Genomic DNA, 22,094 nt, shown 5'->3' with positions numbered 1-22,094 from the left:
GCGGCCGGCAGATCGCCGGCCGGCTCGGGTCAGCGGCCGGCGTAGGTCATGCAGTCGGCCATGTCGTTGTCCGGGCCGACCCTGATCGACGACGCGTGGCACTCCAACTGCTCGTTGTGCCGGCAGTCTGCGCGCTGGCAGGCGCCCACCTGCGCGATCAGGCTCTCCACACCGCCCTGCACCGTCGACTCGACGAAGGTGTGGCAGTGCGCGTGATCCATGCTGCCGATCGTGATCGCGAAGGCGTGGCAGTCGCCGGACCTGTTGTACGCGCAGGCGGCGACCACGCATTCCTGGACTCGGGGCATCTCCAACGCTGCGGTCATGCCGACCTCCTCTAGGCTCTTGCCCCGATACTAGGCTTTTGTCGGCCTGTCGAGCCCCGGTACGGCGAGCCCGCCTGCCGTCAGACGCGGAAGCCGGCGGCGCGGGCAGCCTCCCGTTCGCGGCGTCGTTCGCCACGACGGCGGACGAACCAGAAGGTGAAGAGGACCAGGCCGACCAGGAAGACGAGCACCAGCACCGGCAGGATGATCGCCACCAGGGAGACCACCACGCTGGTGGCGTCCTCGGCGGTGCTGGCCACCGGGGCGCCGAAACCGGCGGTGGCCGCGTTGACGACGGGCCGGGCCGCCGACTTGAGCAGGTGCACGCCCAACGCCAGCAGTACGCCCGTGACGACCGGCACCCACTGGTGGGACGAGAAGAAGCTGCCCGGGTCGCTGACCGTCACCGTCTCCGACGAGGAGCCGGCACCGAAGGCCAGGCCCCCGGCGGTGGGTCGGACCACTGTCTGCACCACGTCGTTGACGTGGTCGACCACGGGCACCTTGTCCGCCACCACCTCCACGGCGAGCAGCACGGCCATGATGACGATGACCCAGCCGTTGCCGAGCCAGGTCCAGCCGCTGGGCAGGTCGATCAGGTCGGTGTAGCGGCCGAGCAGACCGAGGATGAGCAGGGGAATGTAGGCGTTCAGCCCCGCCGAGGCGGCGAGACCGGTGCCGGTGAGGACTTCGAACACGATCTCAGCATCGCATCGACGCGCCAGTGCCGCTCGCTGGCGACGGGTGGGTGCTCGGCTACCCTCGTCGGGTGCGGTTGGTCATTGCGAAGTGCTCGGTGGACTACGTCGGACGGCTCTCGGCTCACCTGCCGCTGGCCACCCGGTTGCTGATGGTGAAGGCGGACGGGTCGGTGTCCATTCACGCCGACGACCGGGCGTACAAGCCGTTGAACTGGATGAGCCCGCCCTGCCGGCTGGAGGAGGCCCCCGGGGTGTGGCGAGTCGTCAACAAGGCCGGCGAGGAGCTGCGGATCACCCTGGAGGAGATTTTCCAGGACACCTCGTACGAGTTGGGGGTGGATCCGGGTCTGCGCAAGGACGGGGTGGAGGCGCACCTGCAGGAGTTGCTGGCCGCCAACCCGAGTGCCCTGGGTGAGGGTTTCACCCTGGTCCGCCGCGAGTACATGACGGCGATCGGCCCGGTGGACCTGCTCTGCCGGGACGCCAACTCCGGCTCGGTGGCCGTCGAGGTCAAGCGGCGCGGCGACATCGACGGGGTGGAGCAGTTGACCCGCTATCTCGAGTTGATGAACCGCGACCCACTGCTCAGCCCGGTCGTCGGGGTCTTCGCCGCTCAGGAGATCAAGCCGCAGGCCCGGGTGCTCGCCACCGACCGGGGCATCCGCTGTGTGGTGGTGGACTACGACAAGCTGCGCGGCATCGTGAAGGACGAGCTGACCCTGTTCTGACCCCCGGCGCCTCAGGGCCTGTTTCGTAGGAACTGGCCCTACCCGGTGCGCACCGCGATCAGCGACTTCGGCAGGCCGAACACCCGCTCCACCAGCATGGTGGAGTCGGGGAAGTAGTGCCGCATCTGCGAGCGGTCCAACAACTCGGTCCAGAGCACCTGGTGGATGGCGGCGTCGTGGCTGCGGGTGGGTTTGTGCCCCAACGGCCAGCGGCGGGCGAACGCGGTGCGCAGCCGGACCGGCAGGAACTGCATGCCCGGCGCGATCCAGTGTGGCTCGATGGGGAAGTAGCGGTAGGGCGTCTGCACCCAGTGCCGGTCAGCAAGGGAGCGGGCGGCGGCGGCGAAGCGGATCCGGCGTTCGTGCCCGCCCACATGCTCCAGCACGGAGTTCGAGAAGACCAGGTCGTAGCTGCCCTTGGCCAGGTGCGGGGGCAGGTCGCAGGCGTCGGCCTGCTCGACGTGGGCCCAGTCCGGGACGGCGGTGGGCGGCGACTCCAGGTTGACGACTGTCACGCGGGCCGGCCGGACGGTGGCGCGGTGCCAGGTGCCGAGCCGGCCACCGAGATCGACAACGTGCATGTCGCCGATGTCCGGGAAGGTGCGCGCCAGCCAGTCCGAGCGGTGCCGACGCCGTCGGGCGCTCCACGACTGGTCACTGTCGACAAGGCGGTAGCGCAATCGATTGGGGCCCATTTAACGCAATGTACCGCCGTGGCCACGGCGTACAAACATGCGGATACGCCGATCCTTATTGAAGATCGGTTATCCGACACTCACCTTCCGTACATGATCTTGATGGCCTTGACGAGCCGGGCCACGTCGGTGGGGGTGCGGTCGAAGGTCATCGACGGCAGCAGCGACCGGGCGCGGCGTCGGGTGATCGCCTTGGCCCGACCGAACTCACGCAGGCCGTCCTCACCGTGGATCCGGCCGAAACCGGAGTCACCGACACCGCCGAACGGCAGGGTGGACATGCCGGCGAAGGTCAGCGTGGAGTTGATCGACGCCATCCCGGAGCGCAGCCGCCGGGCGATGGACACCGCGCGCCGCCGGCCGAAGACCGAACCACCGAGGCCGTACGACAGGGCGTTGGCGCGGGTGACGGCCTCGTCGGCGTCGCGGACCCGGCTGATGGTCAGCGTGGGGCCGAAGGTCTCCTCGCGGATCGCCGCCGAGTCCTCCGGGACGTCCACCAGCACTGTGGGGTGGACGTACGGCGGCTGCACGGCGCTCGGGCCGCCGAGCACGGCGCGCCCGCCGGACGTGATCGCGGCGTCGATGTGCCGACGGATCACGTCGATCTGCTGGGGCATGGTGATCGGGCCGATGTCGGTGCCCTGCGGCCCGACCGTCAGCCGGCCAGCGCGGGCCACCACCTTGTCGACGAAGGTGTCGAAGACGGCGTCGACGGCGTACACCCGCTCGATGCCGATGCAGGTCTGGCCCGCGTTGGTCATGCCGCCCCAGACGCACGCCTCGGCGGCGGCGTCCAGGTCGGCGTCGCTGTCGACGATCATGGCGTCCTTGCCGCCGCCCTCGATGAGCACCGGGGTCAGCGACTCGGCGCAGGCGGCCATCACCTTGCGGGCGGTGGCGGTGGAGCCGGTGAAGGCCAGCTTGTCGACGCCGGAGCGGCACAGCGCGGCGCCCACGTCGCCCTGCCCGTGCACGGCGGTGAACACCGGCTGCTCGGGCACCACCTCGGCGAAGCTGTCCACCAGCCACTGGCCGACGGCCGGGGTGTACTCGCTCGGCTTGAGCACCACGCCGTTGCCGGCGGCGAGGGCGTACGCGGCGGAGCCGATGGGCGTGAAGACCGGATAGTTCCACGGCCCGATCACGCCGACCACCCCGTACGGCTGGTATTCGAGGTGCCCGGAGAATTCGGCGAGGATGAGCCGAGACCGCACCCGGCGTGGGCCGAGTACGCGCCCGGCGTTACGGGCGGCCCAGTCGATGTGCTCGATCGCGGTGACGATCTCGACGATGGCGTCGGCGACCGGCTTCCCGCCCTCGACGTGCACCACCTCGGCCAACTGCTCGATGCGCGTGGCGAGCAGGGCACGCCAGCGCAGCATCCGCTCACGACGGCCGGTGAAGCCAAGGCTGGCCCACCACTCGCCGGCGGCACGGGTGCAGGCGACGGCCTGCTGCACGTCGACGTCGGTGGCGACCGGGAAGCGACCGGCCTCGGCACCGGTCGCCGGGCTGGTGGAGACCAACTGGCCCGCTTCGATGACCGGAACGCCCGGGACATGCACTGCCGTCATGGCGGAAGTCTAGACCCGAGGATTACTCACCGGTAGGGTCGCCGATTCGGGGCCGAGGGGCCGGCGTCGCGCCAACCCGACCGATCGTTGATCAGTGCAGGTCAGTGTGGTGGTGACGAGTGTGGCCCGCCCGAATCGTCGAACGGCAGGTGTCCGGGAGGTGACGAGAGGCTGACCGGCCGGTCGGTATTGACGACTACCGTCTGATGGCAAGCTGACGCGCGGAGTGACGGTGTGGGGTGGAGGGCTGACTGTCCATGGAGGAACATCCGGAACTGATGCCGCTGTTGACGGTCGCGGGTGGGCCGATGCGCGGCGCGAGTTTTCGTATGCGAGCCGAGATACAGGTGATCGGCCGAGCGCCGAGCGGCCAGGTGGTCATCAACGACCCGCACCTGAGCCGTCGCCACGCCGAGGTGTGGCTGGCACCGGAAGGGCCGTCCCTGCGGGACCTCGGCTCGACAAATGGCACCTGGCTCAACGACCGGCGGATCACCGAGGTGGAACGACTCTCCGACGGTGACGTGATCCGGCTGGGTCGTACCGAACTGCGCCTGTTCGACCCCGGGGTGGCGCTCACCGACCCGGTGGGGCTCAGCTTCGGCCCGCCCCGGCGCGACGTCCGGCCGACCCTGCCGCTGCCCCTGGCCGCACCGCCGGGCACCCGCCGCTGACCGCCTGGCGGCCAGCCACACGGGGCGGCCGCGCTGGATGGCGGTCCGACACCTGGACCGGCGGGAACACCCGTGGCAGCATGCCGCGGATGGAAACCGAGCAGCGGATCGTGACGGCGAACGGCATCACCCAGGCGGTACGGGTGGCCGGCCCGCCGGACGGCGCTCCGGTTCTGCTGATCCACGGCAACTGCTCGTCAGCGCTGTTCTGGGAGCCGCTCGTCCGCCGGTTGCCACCGACGCTGCGGGTGGTCGCCCCCGACCTGCGGGGGTACGGCGACTCCGCGACCGCCCCGGTGGACGCCACCCGGGGCCTGCGGGACTTCGCCGACGACGTCGCCGCCCTGCTGGCCGACCCCACACTCTTCCCCGCCGACGCGCGCCCGGTGGTGGTCGGGCATTCCCTCGGCGGCGGGGTGGCGATGAGCCTGCTGGTCGACCACCCGCACCGGGTGGGGGCGTTGCTGCTCGCCGCTCCGGTCTCCCCGTACGGCTTCGGCGGCACCCGCGACCTGACCGGCACGCCGACCACCCCCGACTTCGCCGGCACCGGCGCGGGCACGGCGAACCGGGACTTCGTGGCCCGACTCGCCGCCGGTGACCGGAGCGCCGACGCGGCGGCCAGCCCGCGCGCCGTCCTGCGAACCACCTATGTGGCCGATCCCGCCTCGCTCGGCGTGGACGAGGAGCTGCTGCTGGACACCGTGCTCTCCACAGCGACCGGGGACGACAACTACCCGGGCACGGCGGTGCCGTCGGAGAACTGGCCGGGCACCGCGCCGGGGGAGCGCGGCGTGCTCAACGCGCTCGCGCCGACCTGGTTCCGGCTCGCCGACGAACTGGTGGCCGTCGCCGAGAAACCGCCGGTCACCTGGGTACGCGGCGACGCCGACGTCATCGTCTCGGACACCTCGCTGTTCGACCTGGCGTACCTGGGTTCGCTGGACCTCGTGCCCGGCTGGCCCGGCGCGGACGCCTGCCCGCCGCAGCCGATGGTCGGCCAGACCCGGGCGGTGCTCGACCGGTACGCGGCGGCTGGCGGGGCGTACCACGAGGTGGTGCTGCCGGCGTGCGGGCACAGCCCGCACCTGGAACGCCCGGCGGAGTTCGTCGCCGAGTTGTTGGCCCTGACCAGCCGGTCGACCGCCTGACCGGCGGCCCGGCGGTCGGCCGGGGAGCAGTGCCGTGCCGTGGGTGAAATATGCCACGGCGTCTCGACAACTCACCGTCACGTGGCAGACTCGCGCGCATAACCTTAGCGGCCGTTCAGTGGCCGTGCGGAGTCTCTGGGGAGGCCGGTCGTGGCGCGCGAGTTCAGCACCGTAGGGGTGGTCGGGCTGGGCACCATGGGTGCCGGCATCGTCGAGGTCTTCGCCCGCAACGGCATCGACGTGGTGGCCGTGGAGATCTCCGCACCCGCCCTGGAACGCGGCCGGGCCACCCTGAAGGGCTCCACCGACCGGGCGGTCGCCAAGGGCAAGCTCGCCGAGGCGGACCGCGACGCCCTGCACGAGCGGGTGCACTTCGCGGTCGGGCTGGACGCGCTGCACTCCGTCGACCTGGTCATCGAGGCGGTGCCCGAGCACCTGGACCTCAAGCAGCGGATCTTCGCGGAGCTGGACCGGGTCTGCCGCCCCGACACGATCCTCGCCACCAACACCTCGTCGCTGAGCGTCACCGAGATCTCGGTGGCCACCAGCCGACCCAACCAGGTCATCGGCATCCACTTCTTCAACCCGGCTCCGGTGATGAAGCTGGTCGAGGTGGTCCGCACCGTCGTCACCGCGCCCGAGGTGGTCGCCGACGTGGAGGCGCTCTGCGCCCGGCTCGGCAAGGTCGACGTCACCATCAACGACCGGGCCGGCTTCATCGCCAACGCGCTGCTCTTCGGCTACCTCAACCACGCCGTCGGCATGTTCGAGTCGCACTACGCGACCCGGGAGGACATCGACGCCGCCATGAAGCTCGGCTGCGGCCTGCCGATGGGCCCGCTGGCGCTGATGGACCTCATCGGTCTGGACACCGCGTACGAGATCCTGGACACCATGTACCGGCGCGGCGGGCGGGACCGCCGGCACGCCCCGGTGCCGCTGCTCAAGCAGATGGTCACGGCGGGACTGCTCGGCCGGAAGTCCGGCCGGGGCTTCTACACCTACGAGCGGCCCGGCTCCCCGGTGGTCGTATCGGATGAGGCGACGCCGCCGGCCACGGAGGCCGCGCTCGCCGACGGGGCCCGCGCCATCGCGAAGGTGGGCGTGGTGGGTTCCGGGACGATGGCCACCGGGATCATCGAGGTGTTCGCGAAGGCCGGCTACGAGGTCGTCTCGGTCACCCGCGGCGCGGAGAAGTCCGCGAAGGTCTGCGAGGCGGTGAAGACCTCGCTGAACAAGGGCGTGGTGCGCGGCAAGCTCGCCGAGGCCGACCGGGACGCCGCGCTGGGCCGGATCAGCTGGTCCGCCACGCTCGACCACCTCGCCGACGTCGACCTGGTGGTCGAGGCGGTCGTCGAGGAGTTGAGCGTCAAGAAGGCCCTCTTCGCCAGCCTCGACGAGATCTGCAAGCCGGGCGTCGTGTTGGCCACCACCACCTCGTCGCTGCCGGTGATCGACGTGGCGATGGCCACCCAGCGGCCGGCCGACGTGGTGGGGCTGCACTTCTTCAACCCGGCGCCGGTCATGCCGCTGGTCGAGGTCGTCCGCACCATCCGCACCTCCCCGGAGGCCACCGCCACCGCCCGCGCCGTCTGCGCCGCCCTCGGCAAGACCGGCGTGGTCTGCGGCGACCGGTCCGGGTTCATCGTCAACGCGCTGCTCTTCCCGTACCTGAACGACGCGGTGAAGATGCTGGAGGCCAGCTACTCCACGGCCGACGACATCGACCACGCCATGAAGCTGGGCTGCGGCTACCCGATGGGCCCGTTCGAGCTGCTCGACGTGGTGGGGCTGGACGTCTCCCTGGCCATCCAGCGCGAGCTGTACCTGGAACTGCGCGAGCCGGGCTTCGCGCCCGCGCCGCTGCTGGAGCACCTGGTCACCGCCGGCTACCTGGGCCGCAAGACCCGCCGCGGCTTCCGCGACCACTCACACCGCTGACCGGGTCAACGCCCGTGGGCGCTGAGCGCGTCTGCAGGGTGTGACCTTCGAGGAGTACGTCAGCAGCCGGGGTCCGGCGCTGGTCCGGCTCGCCCGGCTGCTGACCGGTGACGAGCACCGGGCCGAGGACCTCGCCCAGGACGTGCTGTCCCAGGCGTACGTGCAGTGGCGCAGGATCGCCCGCGCCGACCGGCCGGACGTCTACGTGCGCCGGATGCTGGTCAACGCCAACATCTCCTGGTGGCGGCGTCGGTCCAGCCGGGAGTTGGTCGTCGACACCTTCGCCGAGCGGGCGCACCGAGGCGACCTGGGCGGCGAAGCGGCCGACCGGGACGAGATGTGGCGGCTGATCCTGGGCCTGCCCGACCGTCAGCGAGCGGTCCTGGTGCTGCGCTACTACGAGGACCTCGACGACGCGACGATCGCGCAGATCCTGAACTGCTCGCCGGTCACCGTCCGTACCCACGCGATGCGGGCGCTCGCCAACCTCCGGGAGCGCTGCGGTGCCCCGGCCAGCAACGGGAGCCGACCGTGACAGACCTCGACGAGCGGATCATCTCCACCCTGCGGGAGCACGCCGAGGGTCAGGTGGACATCAGCCTCTTGACCAGCGGGGCGGTTGCCCGGGGCCGGGCCCGGCGGATGCGGCGACGGGCCGCGGTGGGCGGGACGGCGCTCGGCGTGGTGACGGTGCTCGGCCTCGGCGTGGCGGGCGGCGGTGGGCTGCCCGTGCGGGTGCCGTGGACGGGGGCGAAGCCGGCAACCCAGGCGGCCATGCCGGCGGTGGCGGACGGGGTGCCGGGCGCACTCACCCGCCCTGACCTGGTCGGAAAGGACCCCGGTCTGCTGCACTTCGGCGTCGACCCGGCCCACGCCCGCTACCTGAGCTGGCGATCGGCGGACGGCCTGGAGAGCGCCCAGCTGGATCTCGGCGGCGCCGCACCGGTCAGTTTCTCCCTCGCCCGCAGCGCCGGCGTGGCCGAGGAGGTCCACCTGGAGGGCGACAGGTACGTCCCGGCAGTGATGATTCCGCCCTACGACGGTCAGTTGACTCAGTTCTCCCTGGACATCCCCGACAGTGACCCGATCTGGGTGCTGCGATGGCAGCCGGTGCCCGGTCTCTTCGCCCGCCTGCGCACGGTGGCGCCCACCGACGCGGCGCTGCAGGCGGCCAGGAGCGCGCTGCGGCTGGATGTGGCGCACCGGTGCAGCGCCCCGGTGCGGCTCACCGCGATGCCGGCGGGGGCGTGGAATGCCGGATGCGAGGTCAGCGTGGCCAGCCTCCCGACCGCGCTGGACGTCTCGCTGGTCGTCAACGGGAGCGGATTCCGCTCGATGGAGGTGCGGCTCCGATACCCGCACGGCATCGTCGGTGACCGCCCGGAACCCAACGCGACGGCGGGCGGGCGGCCGGTCCACGTCTCCGCGCAGGGCGAGACGATGGAATTGCTCGACGTACCGAAGGCCCAAGTCACGGCCGGTTGGGGCCGGCCGAACGAGGGTTTCACCGAGGAGGACGCGGCGACGGTGCTGGGCGGGGTGCAGGTCGCCGAGCACCTGGACCGGCCCGCGACCTGGTGACCGCCCCGGGCGGCCGCACCCGCCGGACGTACGCTTGGTGACTGTGAGCCCCCGTCGCAACCGCCCCCGCCGGGACGAGAACGCCAACCTGGACGCCGACCGGGTCCGGCAGGGCGTCGCCTCGGTGCAGCAGTGGACCGACGGCGCCTGGCAGGTACGCGGCATCGGCGCCGGCGCGTCGGTCAAGACGTACCGTTGCCCCGGTTGTGACCAGGAGATCCGACCCGGGGTGGCACACCTGGTGGCCTGGCCGGCGGACGGCCTGGGTGACCTGACCGACCGGCGGCACTGGCACAGCGGCTGCTGGCGCGCCCGGGACCGGCGCGGCCCGGCGGTGCAGCGCGGCCGGGGCACCCCGCGCTACTGATCAACCTGGCGTGCTGACGCCTTACCGAGCGGCCCGGGGCGGTGCCGGCTCTCGGCCTGAGCGGTCCGCCCGTTAGCGACCTGGGTCACCCTGTTCGTGCCTGGGCGGGCGGCGGCGGCGACTTCGCGACAGACTTGAGCGGTGAGCACAGCGATCCGCGCGTCGTCGATCCTGCCCGGCCGCCGGGAGGACATTGAGCTGCACACCGCCGACGGTCTGCGGCTGGTCGGTGAGCTGGCCCTGCCGGCCGACCGGCCGCCGGTGGCCACCCTGGTCTGCCTGCACCCGCTGCCCACCCACGGCGGCATGATGGACAGCCACGTGTTCCGCAAGGCCGCCTGGCGGCTGCCCGCGCTGGCCGACCTGGCGGTGCTGCGGTTCAACACCCGGGGCACCAGCAGCGTGCGCGGCACCAGCGAAGGAGCCTTCGACGGCGCGGTGGGCGAGCGGTACGACGTGGCCGCCGCCATCGAGTACGCGGAGTTCGCCGAGCTGCCCAACATCTGGCTCGTCGGCTGGTCGTTCGGCACCGACCTGGCGCTGAAGTACGGCTGCGACCCCGCGATCGTCGGGGCGATCCTGCTCTCCCCGCCGCTGCGCTTCTCCGCCCCGGAGGACCTGGCCACCTGGGCCAGCTCGGGTCGGCCACTGGTGGCGCTGGTGCCGGAGTTCGACGACTACCTGCGCCCCGCCGAGGCGGGGGAGCGGTTCGCCGCCGTGCCGCAGGCCGAGGTGGTCGGGGTGCCGGGTGCCAAGCACCTCTGGGTGGGCGACGCGGAGACCGTTCTGGACGAGATCGTCCGGCGGGTCAACCCGGCCGTCGAGGTGCCGCTGCCGACGACCTGGGACGGCCCGATGGAGGCCGGCGACGTCAGCGCGTACGCCGACCGGACGGTGGCTGCCTTCGCCGACACGCCCGTCCCCGGCCCGGCCGCCACCAAGGCGGACTGACCGCCCGGCCTGCTGGCTCCCGCCCGGCCTGCTGGCTCTGTCCGGTCGTCGGTCAGTGCTGACGGTCAGCGGCGTTCCTGGCGGGGCAGCACCACCTCGCGCAGGATCAGTTGCAGGGCGGCCACCGTGGGGATGGCGATCAGCGCGCCCACCACGCCCAGCAGCGACACCCCGAGCAGCGCGGCCAGCAGGGCGGCCACCTCGTTGACCTCCACCGAGCGCCGCATCACCTTCGGGTAGATGAGGTAGTTCTCCACCTGCTGGTAGATCAGAAAGAAGATCGCGCAGGCGATGCCGGTGGGCAGGTCCGCGGCGAAGCCGACCAGGCTCACGATCACCGCGCCGAGGGTGGCGCCGATCTGCGGGATCAGGTCGGTCACCGCGACGACCACGGCCAGCGCGAACGGATACGGCAGGTCGACGATCAGCGCGAAGACGAAGGTGGTCGCGCCGGCCAGCACCGCGATGCTCAGCGCGCCGACCATGTACGAGCCGACCTTTGCCAGGATCTCGTCGCCGATCAGCTGCACACGCTCCCGGCGCGACCGGGGCACCAACGAGTAGCCCAGCGAGCGCAGCCGGTCGAAATAGGCCAGGAAGTAGATCGTCAGCACCAGCACGGTCAGCGTCCGGAACACCGTGCCGAAGATCAGTTGTGCTCCGCCCAGCACCCCGCCGAGTGCCCGCCCGACCGTCTGGGCGTTGGCGGCGTTCTGCACCCGCTCCACCACGTCGTACCGCTCCACCAGGTCATTGACCGTCGGGTTGCGGCGCAGCTCGTCGAGCAGGCTCGGGATCTGGTCGATGAACTGACCCGACTGGGTGACGATCGGCGGGACCAGCGCCACCACCCCGCCGCAGAGCAGCAACACCACGGTCAACGCCACCGCGGCCACCGCCAGGCCGTGCGGCACACCCCAGCGGCCCAGCCGGACCACCGCCGGGTTGAGACCGACAGCGAGGAAGAGCGCGATCACCACCAGCACCAGGATGCCGCCGGCATTGCGAATCCCCAGATAGAGGGTGTACGCCAGCAGCACGCCCAGCGCGCCGGTGAAACCGATCAGGAAACTGCTGCGACGCAGTGGCCGCCCCGGCGTGCCGAACTTTCCGGACGGGACCGCGGGCGGCTCGTCCGGGTCGATCCCCGGGGCGGGAACCGGCACCGGCGGTGGCGTCTGCACCGGCTGCGGAGTTGCCGTCCGCTGTGCTGTCTCCGCCCGCTCCGGTGTTTGCGGTGGCTGGGGTGTTTCTGTTGGCTCCGGTGTTTGCGGTGACTGGGGTGTTTCTGCTGGCTGGGGACCGGCGGTCACGTCCGGGTCGTCGCCAGCCGGGTCGTGCTGTGGCACCAGGGACCTCCCGGCTCAGGCCGTCGGACGACGGGCGACGGCCACGAACGTCCGCCACGCGGGAGGCGCGAACACCAGCACCGGGCCGGTCAGGTCCATGAGGTCACGACTTCCTTCATCAGTTCGATCGACTGGCGCCGGGACAACGCACCGTTTCTGATCATCCCCCCACGCGCCAGCAGCGTAGCCACCTCATGGTCGCCACCGACCGCGCGACCGTCAATCCGGTGCTCCATGTGCCCCACCCAACCACCGTCAGTGCCCCCGGCCGGATTGAACGGCCCGGAAAGGCCGACGACGCCCCGGGGGTCGACCAGAACCGTAGATCTTGGACAGTTTCCGTCACGTCCTGACGGAAACTGTCCAAGATCTGGTGGTGAGGTGGCTTCCCGACGGTGAAGGCTGTTCGGATGCTGCCCGCCGACGACGCCGACACCCTCGACTGGCTCGCCTTCGAGCAGGCGGGCGTGCTGACCACCGCGCAGGTGGCCGGGCTGCTCAGCGAGGGCGCGGTGCGGGGCCGGATCCGCACCGGCCGGTGGCGGTCGATCTGCCGGGGAATCCTGCTGACCGGCAACGGCCGCCTGACCCGCGACCAGCAACTGTGGGTCGCGGTGCTGGCCGCCGGACCGGGGGCGATGCTGGCCGGGGTGACCGCCGCCGCCGAGGCCGGGGTACGAGGGCTGCGCCGCGAACCACTGCACGTACTGGTGCCGGCCGCCCGCCGTGCGGCGCGGACCACACTGCGGCGCCTGCCGATCGACATGCCAGCGGTGCTGGTGCATCGCACGACGGTGCTGCCCGAATCACACCGTCAACTCGCCCGTCCGCCACGCACCACGACGGCCCGGGCTCTGGTGGACGCGGCAGGCTGGGCGGCTGGCGTGGACGAGGCGCAGGCGGTGCTGGCCGCCGGTTGCCAGCAACGCCGGGTACTGCCCGAGGAGTTGCGGGCGGTGCTCGACGTGCTGCCCCGGGTGCCGCGCCGGCACCTGATCGGGCAGACGGTCGGCGACATCGCGGGCGGCGCACAGGCGCTCTCCGAGATCGATTTTCTTCGGCTGTGCCGCCGGCACGGGCTGCCCGCACCCGATCTTCAGAAACACCGGGTCGACGCGGCCGGCCGCAGCCGCTGGCTGGACGCGTACTGGCGGAAGTGGCGGGTGCAGGTGGAGGTCGACGGGGCGCACCACATGGACGCCCGGCAGTGGGCGGCGGACATGCGTCGGCAGAACGACGTCTGGACCAGCGGCGACCGGATCCTGCGCTTCCCGGCCTGGCTGGTCCGTGCCCGCCCGGACGAGGTCGCCGACACCGTCCGCCGCGCTCTCGTAGCGGCCGGCTGGACCCCCACCCCACCGCTGCGCCACCCGACGGCAAAGTGAATTTTGGACACTTTCCGTCAGGTGTTGACGGAAAGTGTCCAAAATCTCGAAGCCTGGGTGTGGGCGGTCAGTCCTTGTCGAGGGTGACCTTGCTGGGCTTGGCGCTGCGCTCGTCGGTGGTCGGCTTACTGGGTCGCTTGCCGTTCTCACCGGTGCTAGTGATCTTGGTGGGCTTGGCGCCCCGGCCACCCTCGCCCGGCACGGCGGCCACTGTCGGCTCCCCGTCCACCCCGGCGCTCGCCGTCCCACCGTCCACCGTGGTCACCGGCTCGGCCACCGGCCGCGTCGTGGGCTGCCCCGACTCGTCCGTACCCGCGTTCACCGGCTGCCGGGTGTCGGCGGGCTCCGCCTTCAGCCCGGTGCCCGTACCCGACTCGCCCGGACCCGACCGGGCGCCGGTGCCGGCGGTAACGCTCACGCCGTCGTCCCCACCACCGGACCTGTCCGCGCTCGCGTCGGACGCCGCGTCCGGCGCGGTCGGGCCGTCGATCGGGCCGGCGACACTCTGCAACCGCAGCTCGGACATCTGACGCTGGAGCTCGTCGGACTCCTGCCGGGCCTTCCAGGTCTCCTGCCGCAGATCCGCGAGCTGCTGCTGGGCCTGGGCGATCTCCAGCATCACCTGCGCCAACTGCTGCCGGCCCGCCGCCGCCTCCTGCTGCGTCGCCGCCAGGTGCTGCTGGGTGGTGGCCAGGTGCTGCTGCGTGGTGGCCGCGTACTCCTCGAACTGCCGCCGGGACGCCGCGACATGCTCGTCGGCCTTGCGGCGCTTGTCGCCGGCCTCGGTCTCGGCCCGACTCAGCAGCTCGGTGGCCTCCGCCTCGGACCGCTGGCGCAGCGCCGCAGCGTCCTGCTCGGCCGCCTGACGGATGCCGGCCGCACCCTGTTCGATCTCGTTCTTGCGGGCGGTGTACTCGGTCTCCAGCTCGTTCTTGCGGGTGGAGTACTCCGTCTCCAACTCGTCGCGGCGGGCGGTGAAGCCGCTCTCCAGCTCCTGCTGACGGCTGGCGAACGCGGCTTCCAGCTCCTGCTGGCGTGCGCCGTGCTGCTTGTCCAACTCGTCGCGGCGCTTGGCGAACTCCTGCTCGGCCGCGGACCGTCGCTGCGCCAGCTCCCGGTCGGCCGCCTCCCGACGGGAGTTGACCTCCTGTTCCACCCCGGCCCGCCACGCGCCCAGTTCCTGCTGGGTCTGCGCCCGGGTGTGCTGCACGTACGCCTCGGTCTCGGTGCGCATCCGCTGCACGTACGCCTCGGTCTCGGCGCGGCTGCGCTTCGCCGACTCGGTGGCCTGCGTCGTCAGCCGCTCGGCCTCCTGCTGCGCCTTGGCGCGGGTGGCCCGCCCGGCCATCGACGCGTCGTCGATGATCTGCTTGGCCTCCTGCTGCGCCTTGGCGTGGGTGGCCCGTCCGGCCTCGGTCGCGGTGTCGGTGAGCCGTTTGGCCTCCTGGAGGGCCTTGGCATGCACCTCCTTGGCCGCATCGCGCAGATCGCTGGCCTCCTGCCGGGCGTTGGCCAGCGTCTCGCGGGCCGTCTCGCGCAGCTTGGTGGCTTCCTGCTGGGCCCGGGTGTGGATCTCCTTGGCGGAATCCCGCAGCTGGGTGGCCTCCTGCTGGGCCTTCGCCAGCGCGTCCTGCGCCGCCTTGCGCAACTGCGCCGACTCGTCCTTGGCCGACCGCAGGGTCTCCTCCGCCTCGGCCCGCCGGGCGGCGCTGTGCCGCTCCTCCTCCGCGCGCCGGGCGGCGAGAGCGATCTCAAAGTCCTTCAGCGCCCGCGCGGCCTGCTCGCGAGCCTCCTCGATGATGTGCTCGGCCGCGGCACGACGGGCCTCGATTTCCCCGTTGGCGTCGGCGAGGATCTGCTCGGCCTGTTCCTCGGCGAGAGTGAGGATCGACTCGACCCGCGGGCCGAGATGGCGGAACGACGCCCGGTCGACCACGTTCATCTGCTTGCGCACCTGGGTCAGGTCACGCTGGAGAACCTCGACCTGGCCGGCGAGCTTGTGGATCTGTGTGTACGCCTGTTCCCGTTCGGAGGCGAGGGTCGCTATCTCGTGCTCAGCACGCGCGACATATCGGTCGACCTGTTTCTTCTCGTACCCCCGCAGAGCGGACTCGAAGCTGGGCTCCGTCGTCACGTCCCCGCCAAGGGCGAACAGTTCCTCGCCGTGCGACATGCCCCCATCCTCACACGCAACGGGCCCTGCTGGGGCGATACGGACGGGCCTTGTGGGAGCTACTTCACTCCGGCGCGGCTGACGGATACCAGGGGTAGGGAAACGCATACGGCGCGAGGTGGCACCGGTTACCCGGTGTCACCTCGCGCCGTCGATGCCCCGACCTGACGCCTCGCGTCAGCCGGCGGTCTCCGCGGGCACCCGCTCCTGACCGCCGTCGTTCTTCTTGGCGTCCGGCTTGGCAGCCGGAGCGGCCTGCGCCGGCATTCCCGGAACGATGCCGGCGAGCCCGGACAGCATCTGACCCAGCTGCGAGGTGACAGCGTCCTTCTGCCGGGTGAGGTCCTCGACCTCGCGGCGGGCGGCCTGCGTGGTCAGCTCCGCCTCGGTGCGAGCCTCGGTGAGCAGGCGCTGCGACTCGGCCTTCGCCTCGTTGAGGGTCTTCTCCGAGAGGGCCTTGGCCTTGTCGATCGTCTCGGCGGCGTTGCGCTCCGACTCGATCCGCCGCGCCTCGGCGCGCTGCTCGATCTCCTTGGCGCGCTCCTGCGCGGCCCGGGCCCGCTGCTCGGCCTCGCTGACCATCTTCTGGGTCTGCGCGACCTGGGCGGCGTGGCGCTCGGACTCCTCGCGCTCGGCCTTCTCCCGACGCTCGGCCAGCTGAAGCTCCAGGGCCTGCAGGTCCTTGTCGCGCTTGTCCCGCGCGTCGGTGAGCAGCTTGGTCGCCTCGGCGCGCTTCTCCTCAGCTTCGCGGGCGGCCTTCGCCCGCTGCTGGGTGATCTCCCGCTCGGCGGTGGCGCGCAGGGTCGCGACCTCCCGCTCGACAGTCGACTTCAGCTCGGCCACCTCGTGTGCGGTGACGGTACGCAGCTGCTTGGTCTCACGGTCGGCGTCGGCGCGCAGCGTGTCAGCCTCGCGGCGGGCCTGCACCCGGACCTCGGCGGCCTCACGCTCGGCGGCCGTGCGCAGGTTGCCCGCCTCGCGCTCGGCGCTCGCCTTCATGGCAGCGGCCTCGGCACGGGCCTTGTCGGTGATCTCGCGGGCCTCGAGGCGGGCGGCGGAGAGGATGCCCTCCGACTCGCGCTTGGCCTCGTTGCGGTGATCGTTGGCCTGCTCCTCGGCGAGCCGCAGGATCTGCTCCACGCGGGTGCCGAGCCCGGAGAGGGTGGGCCGGCTGTTCTCTTCGAGCTGCTTGTTCGTGTCGGTGAGCTTCTGCTCCAGCGCACTCATGCGCTGCTCGGCCTGGCGGAGCCGACGCTGGGCGTCGTTCATCCGCTGCTCGGCCTCGGCACGGGCCTGCTCGGACTGGGTCAGCGCGGCGGTCATCCGGCCGAGGAAGTCGTCGACCTGGTGAGTGTTGTATCCGCGCAGGCCAACGGTGAAATCTGGCTGCGAGTTCGCGTTATCGAAGAACGCGAGAGGGGAGGACTGCTGCTGGGGCATTGGGACATACTGGCAGACGCCCCAGGGTGCTTCGCAAGAGCGGTGGGAAGCTTTCGTGCCCTCTTTACATGGTCAACTCCTGCCGTCGACGAGGTCGGACCAATCGGCGATCTTGGCAGGTCCCGGCCTGTCGCACGCCACGCAGCGTGACGCGGAAAAGGGCCCCGGGGTTACCCCGAGGCCCTTTGTTCGATCCGGGTGGGTTATCCGCTAATGAGGGCGGAAGAACAATGAGCGATCATCGCAATGGTCATCCCGCGTTCACCCGTCCGGCCGGCCGGCGCCCCGCAACCGGTCGCGCCGCTCGGCGAACCGGCCGGGCCGGTCGATGGGGACCCGCCGGGCCGGTCAGTGGCTGGGACCGGCACAGAAGGTCAGTGGGCCGGGGACCCGCCGGGCCGGTCAGTGACCGCGGAACCGGTTGATCGCGTCCTCGTGCCGGGCCCGCAGTTCCCCGTCGCGTACGCCCAGCCCGTCGGCGGGCGCGAGGCAGCGCACGCCGACCTTGCCCTGGTGGGCGTTGCGGTGCACCTCGTACGCGGCCTGGCCGGTCTGCTCCAACGGGTAGGTGCGGGACACCGTGGGGTGCACCTTGCCGAGCGCCACCAGGCGGTTGGCCTGCCACGCCTCGTGGTAGTTGGCGAAGTGGCTGCCGACGATCCGCTTGAGGTGCATCCACAGGTAGCGGTTGTCGTACTGGTGCTGGAAGCCGCTCGTGGAGGCGCAGGTGACGATGGTCCCGCCGCGTCGGGCCACGTAGACGCTGGCGCCGAACGTCTCCCGTCCCGGGTGCTCGAACACGATGTCCGGGTCCTCGCCGCCGGTCAGCTCGCGGATCCGCTCGCCGAAGCGCCGCCACTCGTCCGGGTCCTGGGTCTCCTCGTCCTTCCAGAAGCGGAAGCCCTCAGCGGCCCGGTCGATGACGAGTTCCGCACCCATCCGGCGGCACAGCTCGGCCTTCTCCGGTGAGGACACCACGCAGACCGGGATCGCGCCGCCGTTGAGTGCCATCTGCGTGGCGTACCCGCCGAGGCCGCCGGAGGCGCCCCAGATCAACACCACGTCGCCCTGTTTCATGTTGGCGCCGTGGTGCGAGACGAGCTGCCGGTACGCGGTGGAGTTGACCAGCCCGGGGCTGGCCGCCTCCTCCCAGCTCAGGTGCCGTGGCTTGGGCATCAGCTGGTTGGCCTTGACGATGGCCAGCTCGGCGAGCCCGCCGAAGTTGGTCTCGAAGCCCCAGATCCGCTGCTGCGGGTCGAGCATGGTGTCGTCGTGACCGGCCGCGTCCTCCAGCTCGACGGAGAGGCAGTGCGCGACCACCTCGTCGCCGGGCGCCCAGCGGGTCACCCCGGGGCCGGTGCGCAGCACCACGCCCGCCGCGTCCGAGCCGACCACGTGGTACGGCAGGTCGTGCCGGCGGGTCAGTTCGGAGACCCGGCCGTAGCGTTGCAGGAACCTGAAGGTGGACACCGGCTCGAAGATGCTGGTCCACACCGTGTTGTAGTTGATCGCGCTGGCCATCACCGCGATCAGCGCCTCGCCCGGTGCCAGCTGCGGTGTCGGCACCTCCTGCACGTGCAGTGCCTTGCGTGGGTCCTTGTCCCGGGTGGCCATGCCGTCGAACATCCGGGCTTCCTCGGCGCGGACGACCACGCCCCGGTAGCTCTCCGGTACGGGCAGTCCGGCGACGCCGGCGAGTTCGCGGTCCGGATCGTTCGATTCCTCCGCCGCCATGATCGCTTCGAGGATGTCCTGCACGGTGACCTCCGGTTCGTCCGCACCCGCACGGGCCCGGGTGCTGCCATCGTCGGCGCCGGTGGGCACGACCGCCATGTCGGCATTCGACACATCCGGCACCGGTCGCGCTCTTGTGGGGCCGGACGTTACTGAACGGTAGCTAGGCCGGGAAGTCCTCTGTGAAAAACTGCATCCGCCGATGCGTGAAGGTGTCCGGCGACCCCGCCAACCGCGCACTGACGTGCGCGCCCGGGGGCTCCCGAACGACGCCGCCCCCGTTGATCAAGAGCTCTTGGTCAGCTGCGCGGCGCAGGCATGACGCCGACCTCTTGATCAACGGGGGCGGAGCGGGGCGGGGTCAGTGGGCAGTGGGCGCGGGTTGAACCAGTTCGACGAGGACGCCGCCGGCGTCCTTCGGGTGGACGAAGTTGATCCGGCTGTCCGCCGTGCCACGCCTCGGGGCGTCGTAGAGAAGGCGCATGCCGCGCTCGCGCAGCGCCGCGCAGGCTGCGTCGATGTCCATCACGGTGTACGCGACCTGCTGCACGCCCGGCCCGTTGCGGTCCAGGAACTTCGCGATCGTCGACTCCGGGGTGAGCGGGGCGAGCAACTGCACGCAGCCGCCCTCGGTGGTCGGCCCGACGGCCAGCATCGCTTCCCGGACGCCCTGCTCGGCGTTGGTCTCCACGTGTACGCAGCGCATCCCGAACGTCCGCTGGTAGAAGTCGATCGCGGCGTCCAGGTCGGCCACGGCGATCCCGACGTGGTCAATCTTGCGAAGCCCGATGTCTGTGACGTAGTCCGCACCGGGCTCGACGGGGGAGTTCTCTGCCATGGCGCTAGTCTGGCCGAACAATCGTTAAGGCGTACAGCTCGGCACCCCCCTCGGAGGCAGGCATGGCTTCGGTGATCGTCAGCGGCGCGCGGACCCCGATGGGCCGGCTGCTGGGCAACCTCAAGGACCTTCCCGCCACGAAGCTCGGCGGGATCGCCATCAAGGCGGCGCTGGAGCGGGCCGGCGTCAGCCCGGACCAGGTCCAGTACGTGATCATGGGACAGGTGTTGCAGGCCGGCGCCGGTCAGATCCCGGCCCGGCAGGCGGCGGTCGAGGCCGGCGTACCGATGTCGGTGCCGGCGCTGACCATCAACAAGGTCTGCCTCTCCGGCCTGGACGCGATCGCCCTGGCCGACCAGCTGATCCGGGCCGGCGAGTTCGACATCGTGGTGGCCGGCGGCATGGAGTCGATGACCAACGCCCCGCACCTGCTGATGGGCCAGCGCACCGGCTACAAGTACGGCGACGTGGTGGTCAAGGACCACATGGCGCACGACGGGCTCAGCGACGCCTGGGACTGCTGCTCGATGGGCGAGTCGACCGAGCGGCTCGGCGTCAAGCACGGTATCTCCCGCGCGGAGCAGGACGCCTTCGCCGCCGCCAGCCACCAGCGGGCCGCCGCCGCGCAGAAGAACGGCCACTTCGCCGACGAGATCACCCCGGTGGTCATCCCGCAGCGCAAGGGTGACCCGCTGGTGATCAGCGAGGACGAGGGCATCCGCCCGGACACCACCGCCGAGTCGCTGGCCAAGCTGCGCCCCGCCTTCGCGAAGGACGGCACGATCACCGCGGGCAGTTCGTCGCCGATCTCCGACGGTGCCGCCGCGGTGCTCGTCATGAGCAAGGCCAAGGCGAAGGAGCTGGGGCTGACCTGGTTGGCCGAGATCGGCGCGCACGGCAACGTGGCGGGCCCGGACAACTCCCTGCACTCGCAGCCGTCCAACGCGATCAACCACGCCCTGAAGAAGGGCGGCCTGAGCGTCGCGGACCTGGACCTCATCGAGATCAACGAGGCGTTCGCCCAGGTCGGCATCCAGTCCACCCGGGACCTCGGGGTCAGCCCGGACAAGGTCAACGTCAACGGCGGCGCGATCGCGCTCGGCCACCCGATCGGCATGTCCGGAGCGCGTCTCGTCCTCACCCTCGCCCTGGAGCTGAAGCGGCGCGGCGGTGGCACGGGCGCGGCGGCGCTCTGCGGCGGCGGTGGGCAGGGCGACGCGCTGATCATCCATGTGCCGGGCCAGTGAGCGCGAGGAGTGAGCCGGTTTTGCGAGCCCCGCAGTCGCGAACGAAGGTGGTGCGGTGAGCGCGAGGAGTGAGCCGGTTTTGCGAGCCCCGCAGTCGCGAACGAAGGTGGTGCGGTGAGCGAGGCCGAGCCCGTCCCGGCGGGCAGCACGTCGGTGCGCCGTAGTCGGGACGTACCGCTGCTGGTCGAGCGGGCCCGCGCGGGTGACCCCCGCGCGGTGGCCCGCCTGATCACCCTGGTGGAGAACGGCGACGAGTTGCTGCCGGCGATCGCCGCGGCGCTGGCGCCGTACGCCGGGCAGGCCCAGGTGGTCGGGCTGACCGGTTCACCCGGGGTGGGCAAGTCGACCACCACGAACGAGCTGGTCCGGGCGCTGCGGGCGCAGGGGCACCGGGTCGGTGTGCTGGCGGTCGACCCGTCCAGCCCGTTCACGGGTGGGGCGATCCTCGGTGACCGGGTCCGGATGCAGGACCACGCCACCGATCCGGGCGTCTACATCCGGTCGATGTCCAGCCGGGGGCACCTCGGCGGGCTGGCCGCCGCGACACCGCAGGCGGTCCGGGTGCTGGAGGGCGCCGGCTGCGACGTGGTGCTGGTGGAGACCGTCGGCGTCGGGCAGGCCGAGGTGGAGGTCGCCTCGCTGGCCGACACGACGCTGGTGCTGCTCGCACCGGGGATGGGTGACGCGATCCAGGCGGTCAAGGCCGGCATCCTGGAGATCGCCGACGTGTTCGTGGTCAACAAGGCGGACCGGGACGGCGTCGACGCCACCGTCCGGGACATCCAGGGCATGATCGCTCTGGGTGAGCGCGGCCCGGGGCAGTGGCGGCCGCAGGTGGTCCGCTCGGTCGCAGCGCGCGGCGAGGGCATCGACGACATCGCCGCCGCCATCGACAAGCACCGGGGCTGGCTGGTCGAGCACGGCGAGCTGCGCCGCCGCCAGGAGGCGCGGGCCGCCGCCGAGATCGAGGCGATCGCGCTCGGCACCCTCCGCGCCCGGATCGGGTCCCTTCGCGACGGTACGCACTTGTCCACTCTCGCCGCCCGGGTGGCCGAGGGCGCGACCGACCCGTACACGGCGGCGGACGAGTTGCTCGCCCAGCTCGCCCGCTGACCGGCAGGCGCGCCGGCCCCGAGTGCCCGGACGCGAAGCGGGCTCCGGTTTTAGTAGGCTCGCGGCGCGTGGCCGGCGGTCGGCCACCGCGCGGCGGGCTGACGGGACGGTCGGTCCACATCG

The 22,094-nt window shown here is 71.5% G+C and carries 21 protein-coding genes; 11 read left to right on the top strand and 10 right to left on the bottom strand.

Annotated elements, in window-relative coordinates:
* Positions 1-29: 29 nt before the first annotated feature.
* On the bottom strand, positions 30-326 hold the full coding sequence (locus QSK15_RS13115; protein ID WP_285794509.1) for a DUF1540 domain-containing protein: 297 nt from the start codon (positions 324-326) through the stop codon (positions 30-32).
* Between the two features lie 80 nt (positions 327-406).
* Entirely contained in the window at positions 407-1,024 is a 618-nt protein-coding gene (locus QSK15_RS13110) for a DUF4126 domain-containing protein (protein WP_285794508.1), read from the bottom strand.
* A gap of 71 nt (positions 1,025-1,095) precedes the next feature.
* Between QSK15_RS13110 and nucS the strand changes: the two genes are divergently transcribed.
* The gene (gene nucS, locus QSK15_RS13105) at positions 1,096-1,755 is read left to right on the top strand and encodes an endonuclease NucS (protein ID WP_030333204.1); all 660 of its coding nucleotides are present in this window, start codon (positions 1,096-1,098) and stop codon (positions 1,753-1,755) included.
* 38 nt (positions 1,756-1,793) lie between these two features.
* On the opposite strand, the gene QSK15_RS13100 is transcribed toward nucS, so the two are convergent.
* Positions 1,794-2,450, bottom strand: a complete 657-nt coding sequence (locus QSK15_RS13100; RefSeq protein ID WP_285794507.1) for a methyltransferase domain-containing protein — start codon at positions 2,448-2,450, stop codon at positions 1,794-1,796.
* Positions 2,451-2,530: 80 nt separating this feature from the next.
* Positions 2,531-4,027 carry an aldehyde dehydrogenase family protein gene (locus QSK15_RS13095; RefSeq protein WP_285794506.1) on the bottom strand — a complete coding sequence of 499 codons (1,497 nt, stop codon included), beginning with the start codon at positions 4,025-4,027 and terminating at the stop codon, positions 2,531-2,533.
* Positions 4,028-4,284: 257 nt separating this feature from the next.
* On the opposite strand from QSK15_RS13095, the gene QSK15_RS13090 reads away from it, so the two are divergent.
* The 7 genes from QSK15_RS13090 (at position 4,285) to QSK15_RS13060 (ending at position 10,692) form a co-directional block, all read left to right on the top strand.
* Positions 4,285-4,701, top strand: coding sequence for an FHA domain-containing protein (locus tag QSK15_RS13090; protein WP_285794505.1), 417 nt, complete (start codon positions 4,285-4,287; stop codon positions 4,699-4,701).
* Positions 4,702-4,781: 80 nt separating this feature from the next.
* Positions 4,782-5,852 (top strand): alpha/beta hydrolase, encoded by a 1,071-nt coding sequence (locus QSK15_RS13085; protein ID WP_285794504.1) that lies wholly within the window; start codon positions 4,782-4,784, stop codon positions 5,850-5,852.
* A 150-nt stretch (positions 5,853-6,002) separates the two neighbouring features.
* Positions 6,003-7,793 (top strand): 3-hydroxyacyl-CoA dehydrogenase family protein, encoded by a 1,791-nt coding sequence (locus QSK15_RS13080; RefSeq protein WP_285794503.1) that lies wholly within the window; start codon positions 6,003-6,005, stop codon positions 7,791-7,793.
* A 40-nt stretch (positions 7,794-7,833) separates the two neighbouring features.
* Entirely contained in the window at positions 7,834-8,328 is a 495-nt protein-coding gene (locus QSK15_RS13075) for a SigE family RNA polymerase sigma factor (protein WP_030333215.1), read from the top strand.
* Complete coding sequence (locus tag QSK15_RS13070) at positions 8,325-9,374, top strand: hypothetical protein (protein ID WP_285794502.1); 1,050 nt, start codon at positions 8,325-8,327, stop codon at positions 9,372-9,374. Before QSK15_RS13075 ends, QSK15_RS13070 begins: the two co-directional genes overlap by 4 nt.
* 43 nt (positions 9,375-9,417) lie before the next feature.
* Positions 9,418-9,741 carry an Rv1322 family protein gene (locus QSK15_RS13065; RefSeq protein ID WP_244236068.1) on the top strand — a complete coding sequence of 108 codons (324 nt, stop codon included), beginning with the start codon at positions 9,418-9,420 and terminating at the stop codon, positions 9,739-9,741.
* A 141-nt stretch (positions 9,742-9,882) separates the two neighbouring features.
* On the top strand, positions 9,883-10,692 hold the full coding sequence (locus QSK15_RS13060; RefSeq protein WP_285794501.1) for an alpha/beta hydrolase: 810 nt from the start codon (positions 9,883-9,885) through the stop codon (positions 10,690-10,692).
* A gap of 65 nt (positions 10,693-10,757) precedes the next feature.
* Here the strand turns inward: QSK15_RS13060 and QSK15_RS13055 are convergent, their stop codons facing one another.
* Both QSK15_RS13055 and QSK15_RS13045 read right to left on the bottom strand, forming a co-directional pair.
* Positions 10,758-11,837 carry an AI-2E family transporter gene (locus tag QSK15_RS13055; protein WP_285795108.1) on the bottom strand — a complete coding sequence of 360 codons (1,080 nt, stop codon included), beginning with the start codon at positions 11,835-11,837 and terminating at the stop codon, positions 10,758-10,760.
* Positions 11,838-12,130: 293 nt separating this feature from the next.
* Entirely contained in the window at positions 12,131-12,277 is a 147-nt protein-coding gene (locus tag QSK15_RS13045) for a hypothetical protein (protein ID WP_285794500.1), read from the bottom strand.
* Positions 12,278-12,436: 159 nt separating this feature from the next.
* Between QSK15_RS13045 and QSK15_RS13040 the strand changes: the two genes are divergently transcribed.
* Complete coding sequence (locus tag QSK15_RS13040; protein WP_285794499.1) at positions 12,437-13,426, top strand: endonuclease domain-containing protein; 990 nt, start codon at positions 12,437-12,439, stop codon at positions 13,424-13,426.
* 67 nt (positions 13,427-13,493) lie between these two features.
* Here the strand turns inward: QSK15_RS13040 and QSK15_RS13035 are convergent, their stop codons facing one another.
* The 4 genes from QSK15_RS13035 to mce form a co-directional block, all read right to left on the bottom strand.
* Positions 13,494-15,599 carry a coiled-coil domain-containing protein gene (locus tag QSK15_RS13035; RefSeq protein WP_285794498.1) on the bottom strand — a complete coding sequence of 702 codons (2,106 nt, stop codon included), beginning with the start codon at positions 15,597-15,599 and terminating at the stop codon, positions 13,494-13,496.
* 177 nt (positions 15,600-15,776) lie between these two features.
* Positions 15,777-17,039 carry a DivIVA domain-containing protein gene (locus QSK15_RS13030; protein ID WP_285794497.1) on the bottom strand — a complete coding sequence of 421 codons (1,263 nt, stop codon included), beginning with the start codon at positions 17,037-17,039 and terminating at the stop codon, positions 15,777-15,779.
* A 402-nt stretch (positions 17,040-17,441) separates the two neighbouring features.
* On the bottom strand, positions 17,442-18,797 hold the full coding sequence (gene ccrA / locus QSK15_RS13025; protein WP_285795106.1) for a crotonyl-CoA carboxylase/reductase: 1,356 nt from the start codon (positions 18,795-18,797) through the stop codon (positions 17,442-17,444).
* Positions 18,798-19,134: 337 nt separating this feature from the next.
* On the bottom strand, positions 19,135-19,611 hold the full coding sequence (gene mce / locus QSK15_RS13020; protein WP_285794496.1) for a methylmalonyl-CoA epimerase: 477 nt from the start codon (positions 19,609-19,611) through the stop codon (positions 19,135-19,137).
* Positions 19,612-19,673: 62 nt separating this feature from the next.
* Here mce and QSK15_RS13015 point away from each other — a divergent pair, with 62 nt between their 5' ends.
* Both QSK15_RS13015 and meaB read left to right on the top strand, forming a co-directional pair.
* On the top strand, positions 19,674-20,858 hold the full coding sequence (locus QSK15_RS13015) for an acetyl-CoA C-acetyltransferase (protein WP_285794495.1): 1,185 nt from the start codon (positions 19,674-19,676) through the stop codon (positions 20,856-20,858).
* Positions 20,859-20,972: 114 nt separating this feature from the next.
* The gene (meaB, locus tag QSK15_RS13010; protein ID WP_285794494.1) at positions 20,973-21,971 is read left to right on the top strand and encodes a methylmalonyl Co-A mutase-associated GTPase MeaB; all 999 of its coding nucleotides are present in this window, start codon (positions 20,973-20,975) and stop codon (positions 21,969-21,971) included.
* The last annotated feature ends 123 nt before the right edge of the window (positions 21,972-22,094 follow it).

The sequence above is a fragment of the Micromonospora sp. NBRC 107095 genome, from assembly GCF_030269705.1.
GTDB classification, from domain to species: domain Bacteria; phylum Actinomycetota; class Actinomycetes; order Mycobacteriales; family Micromonosporaceae; genus Micromonospora; species Micromonospora parva.
The sequence above is the reverse complement of the archived record's forward strand: the minus strand, read 5'-3'. Positions and strand labels throughout refer to the sequence as shown.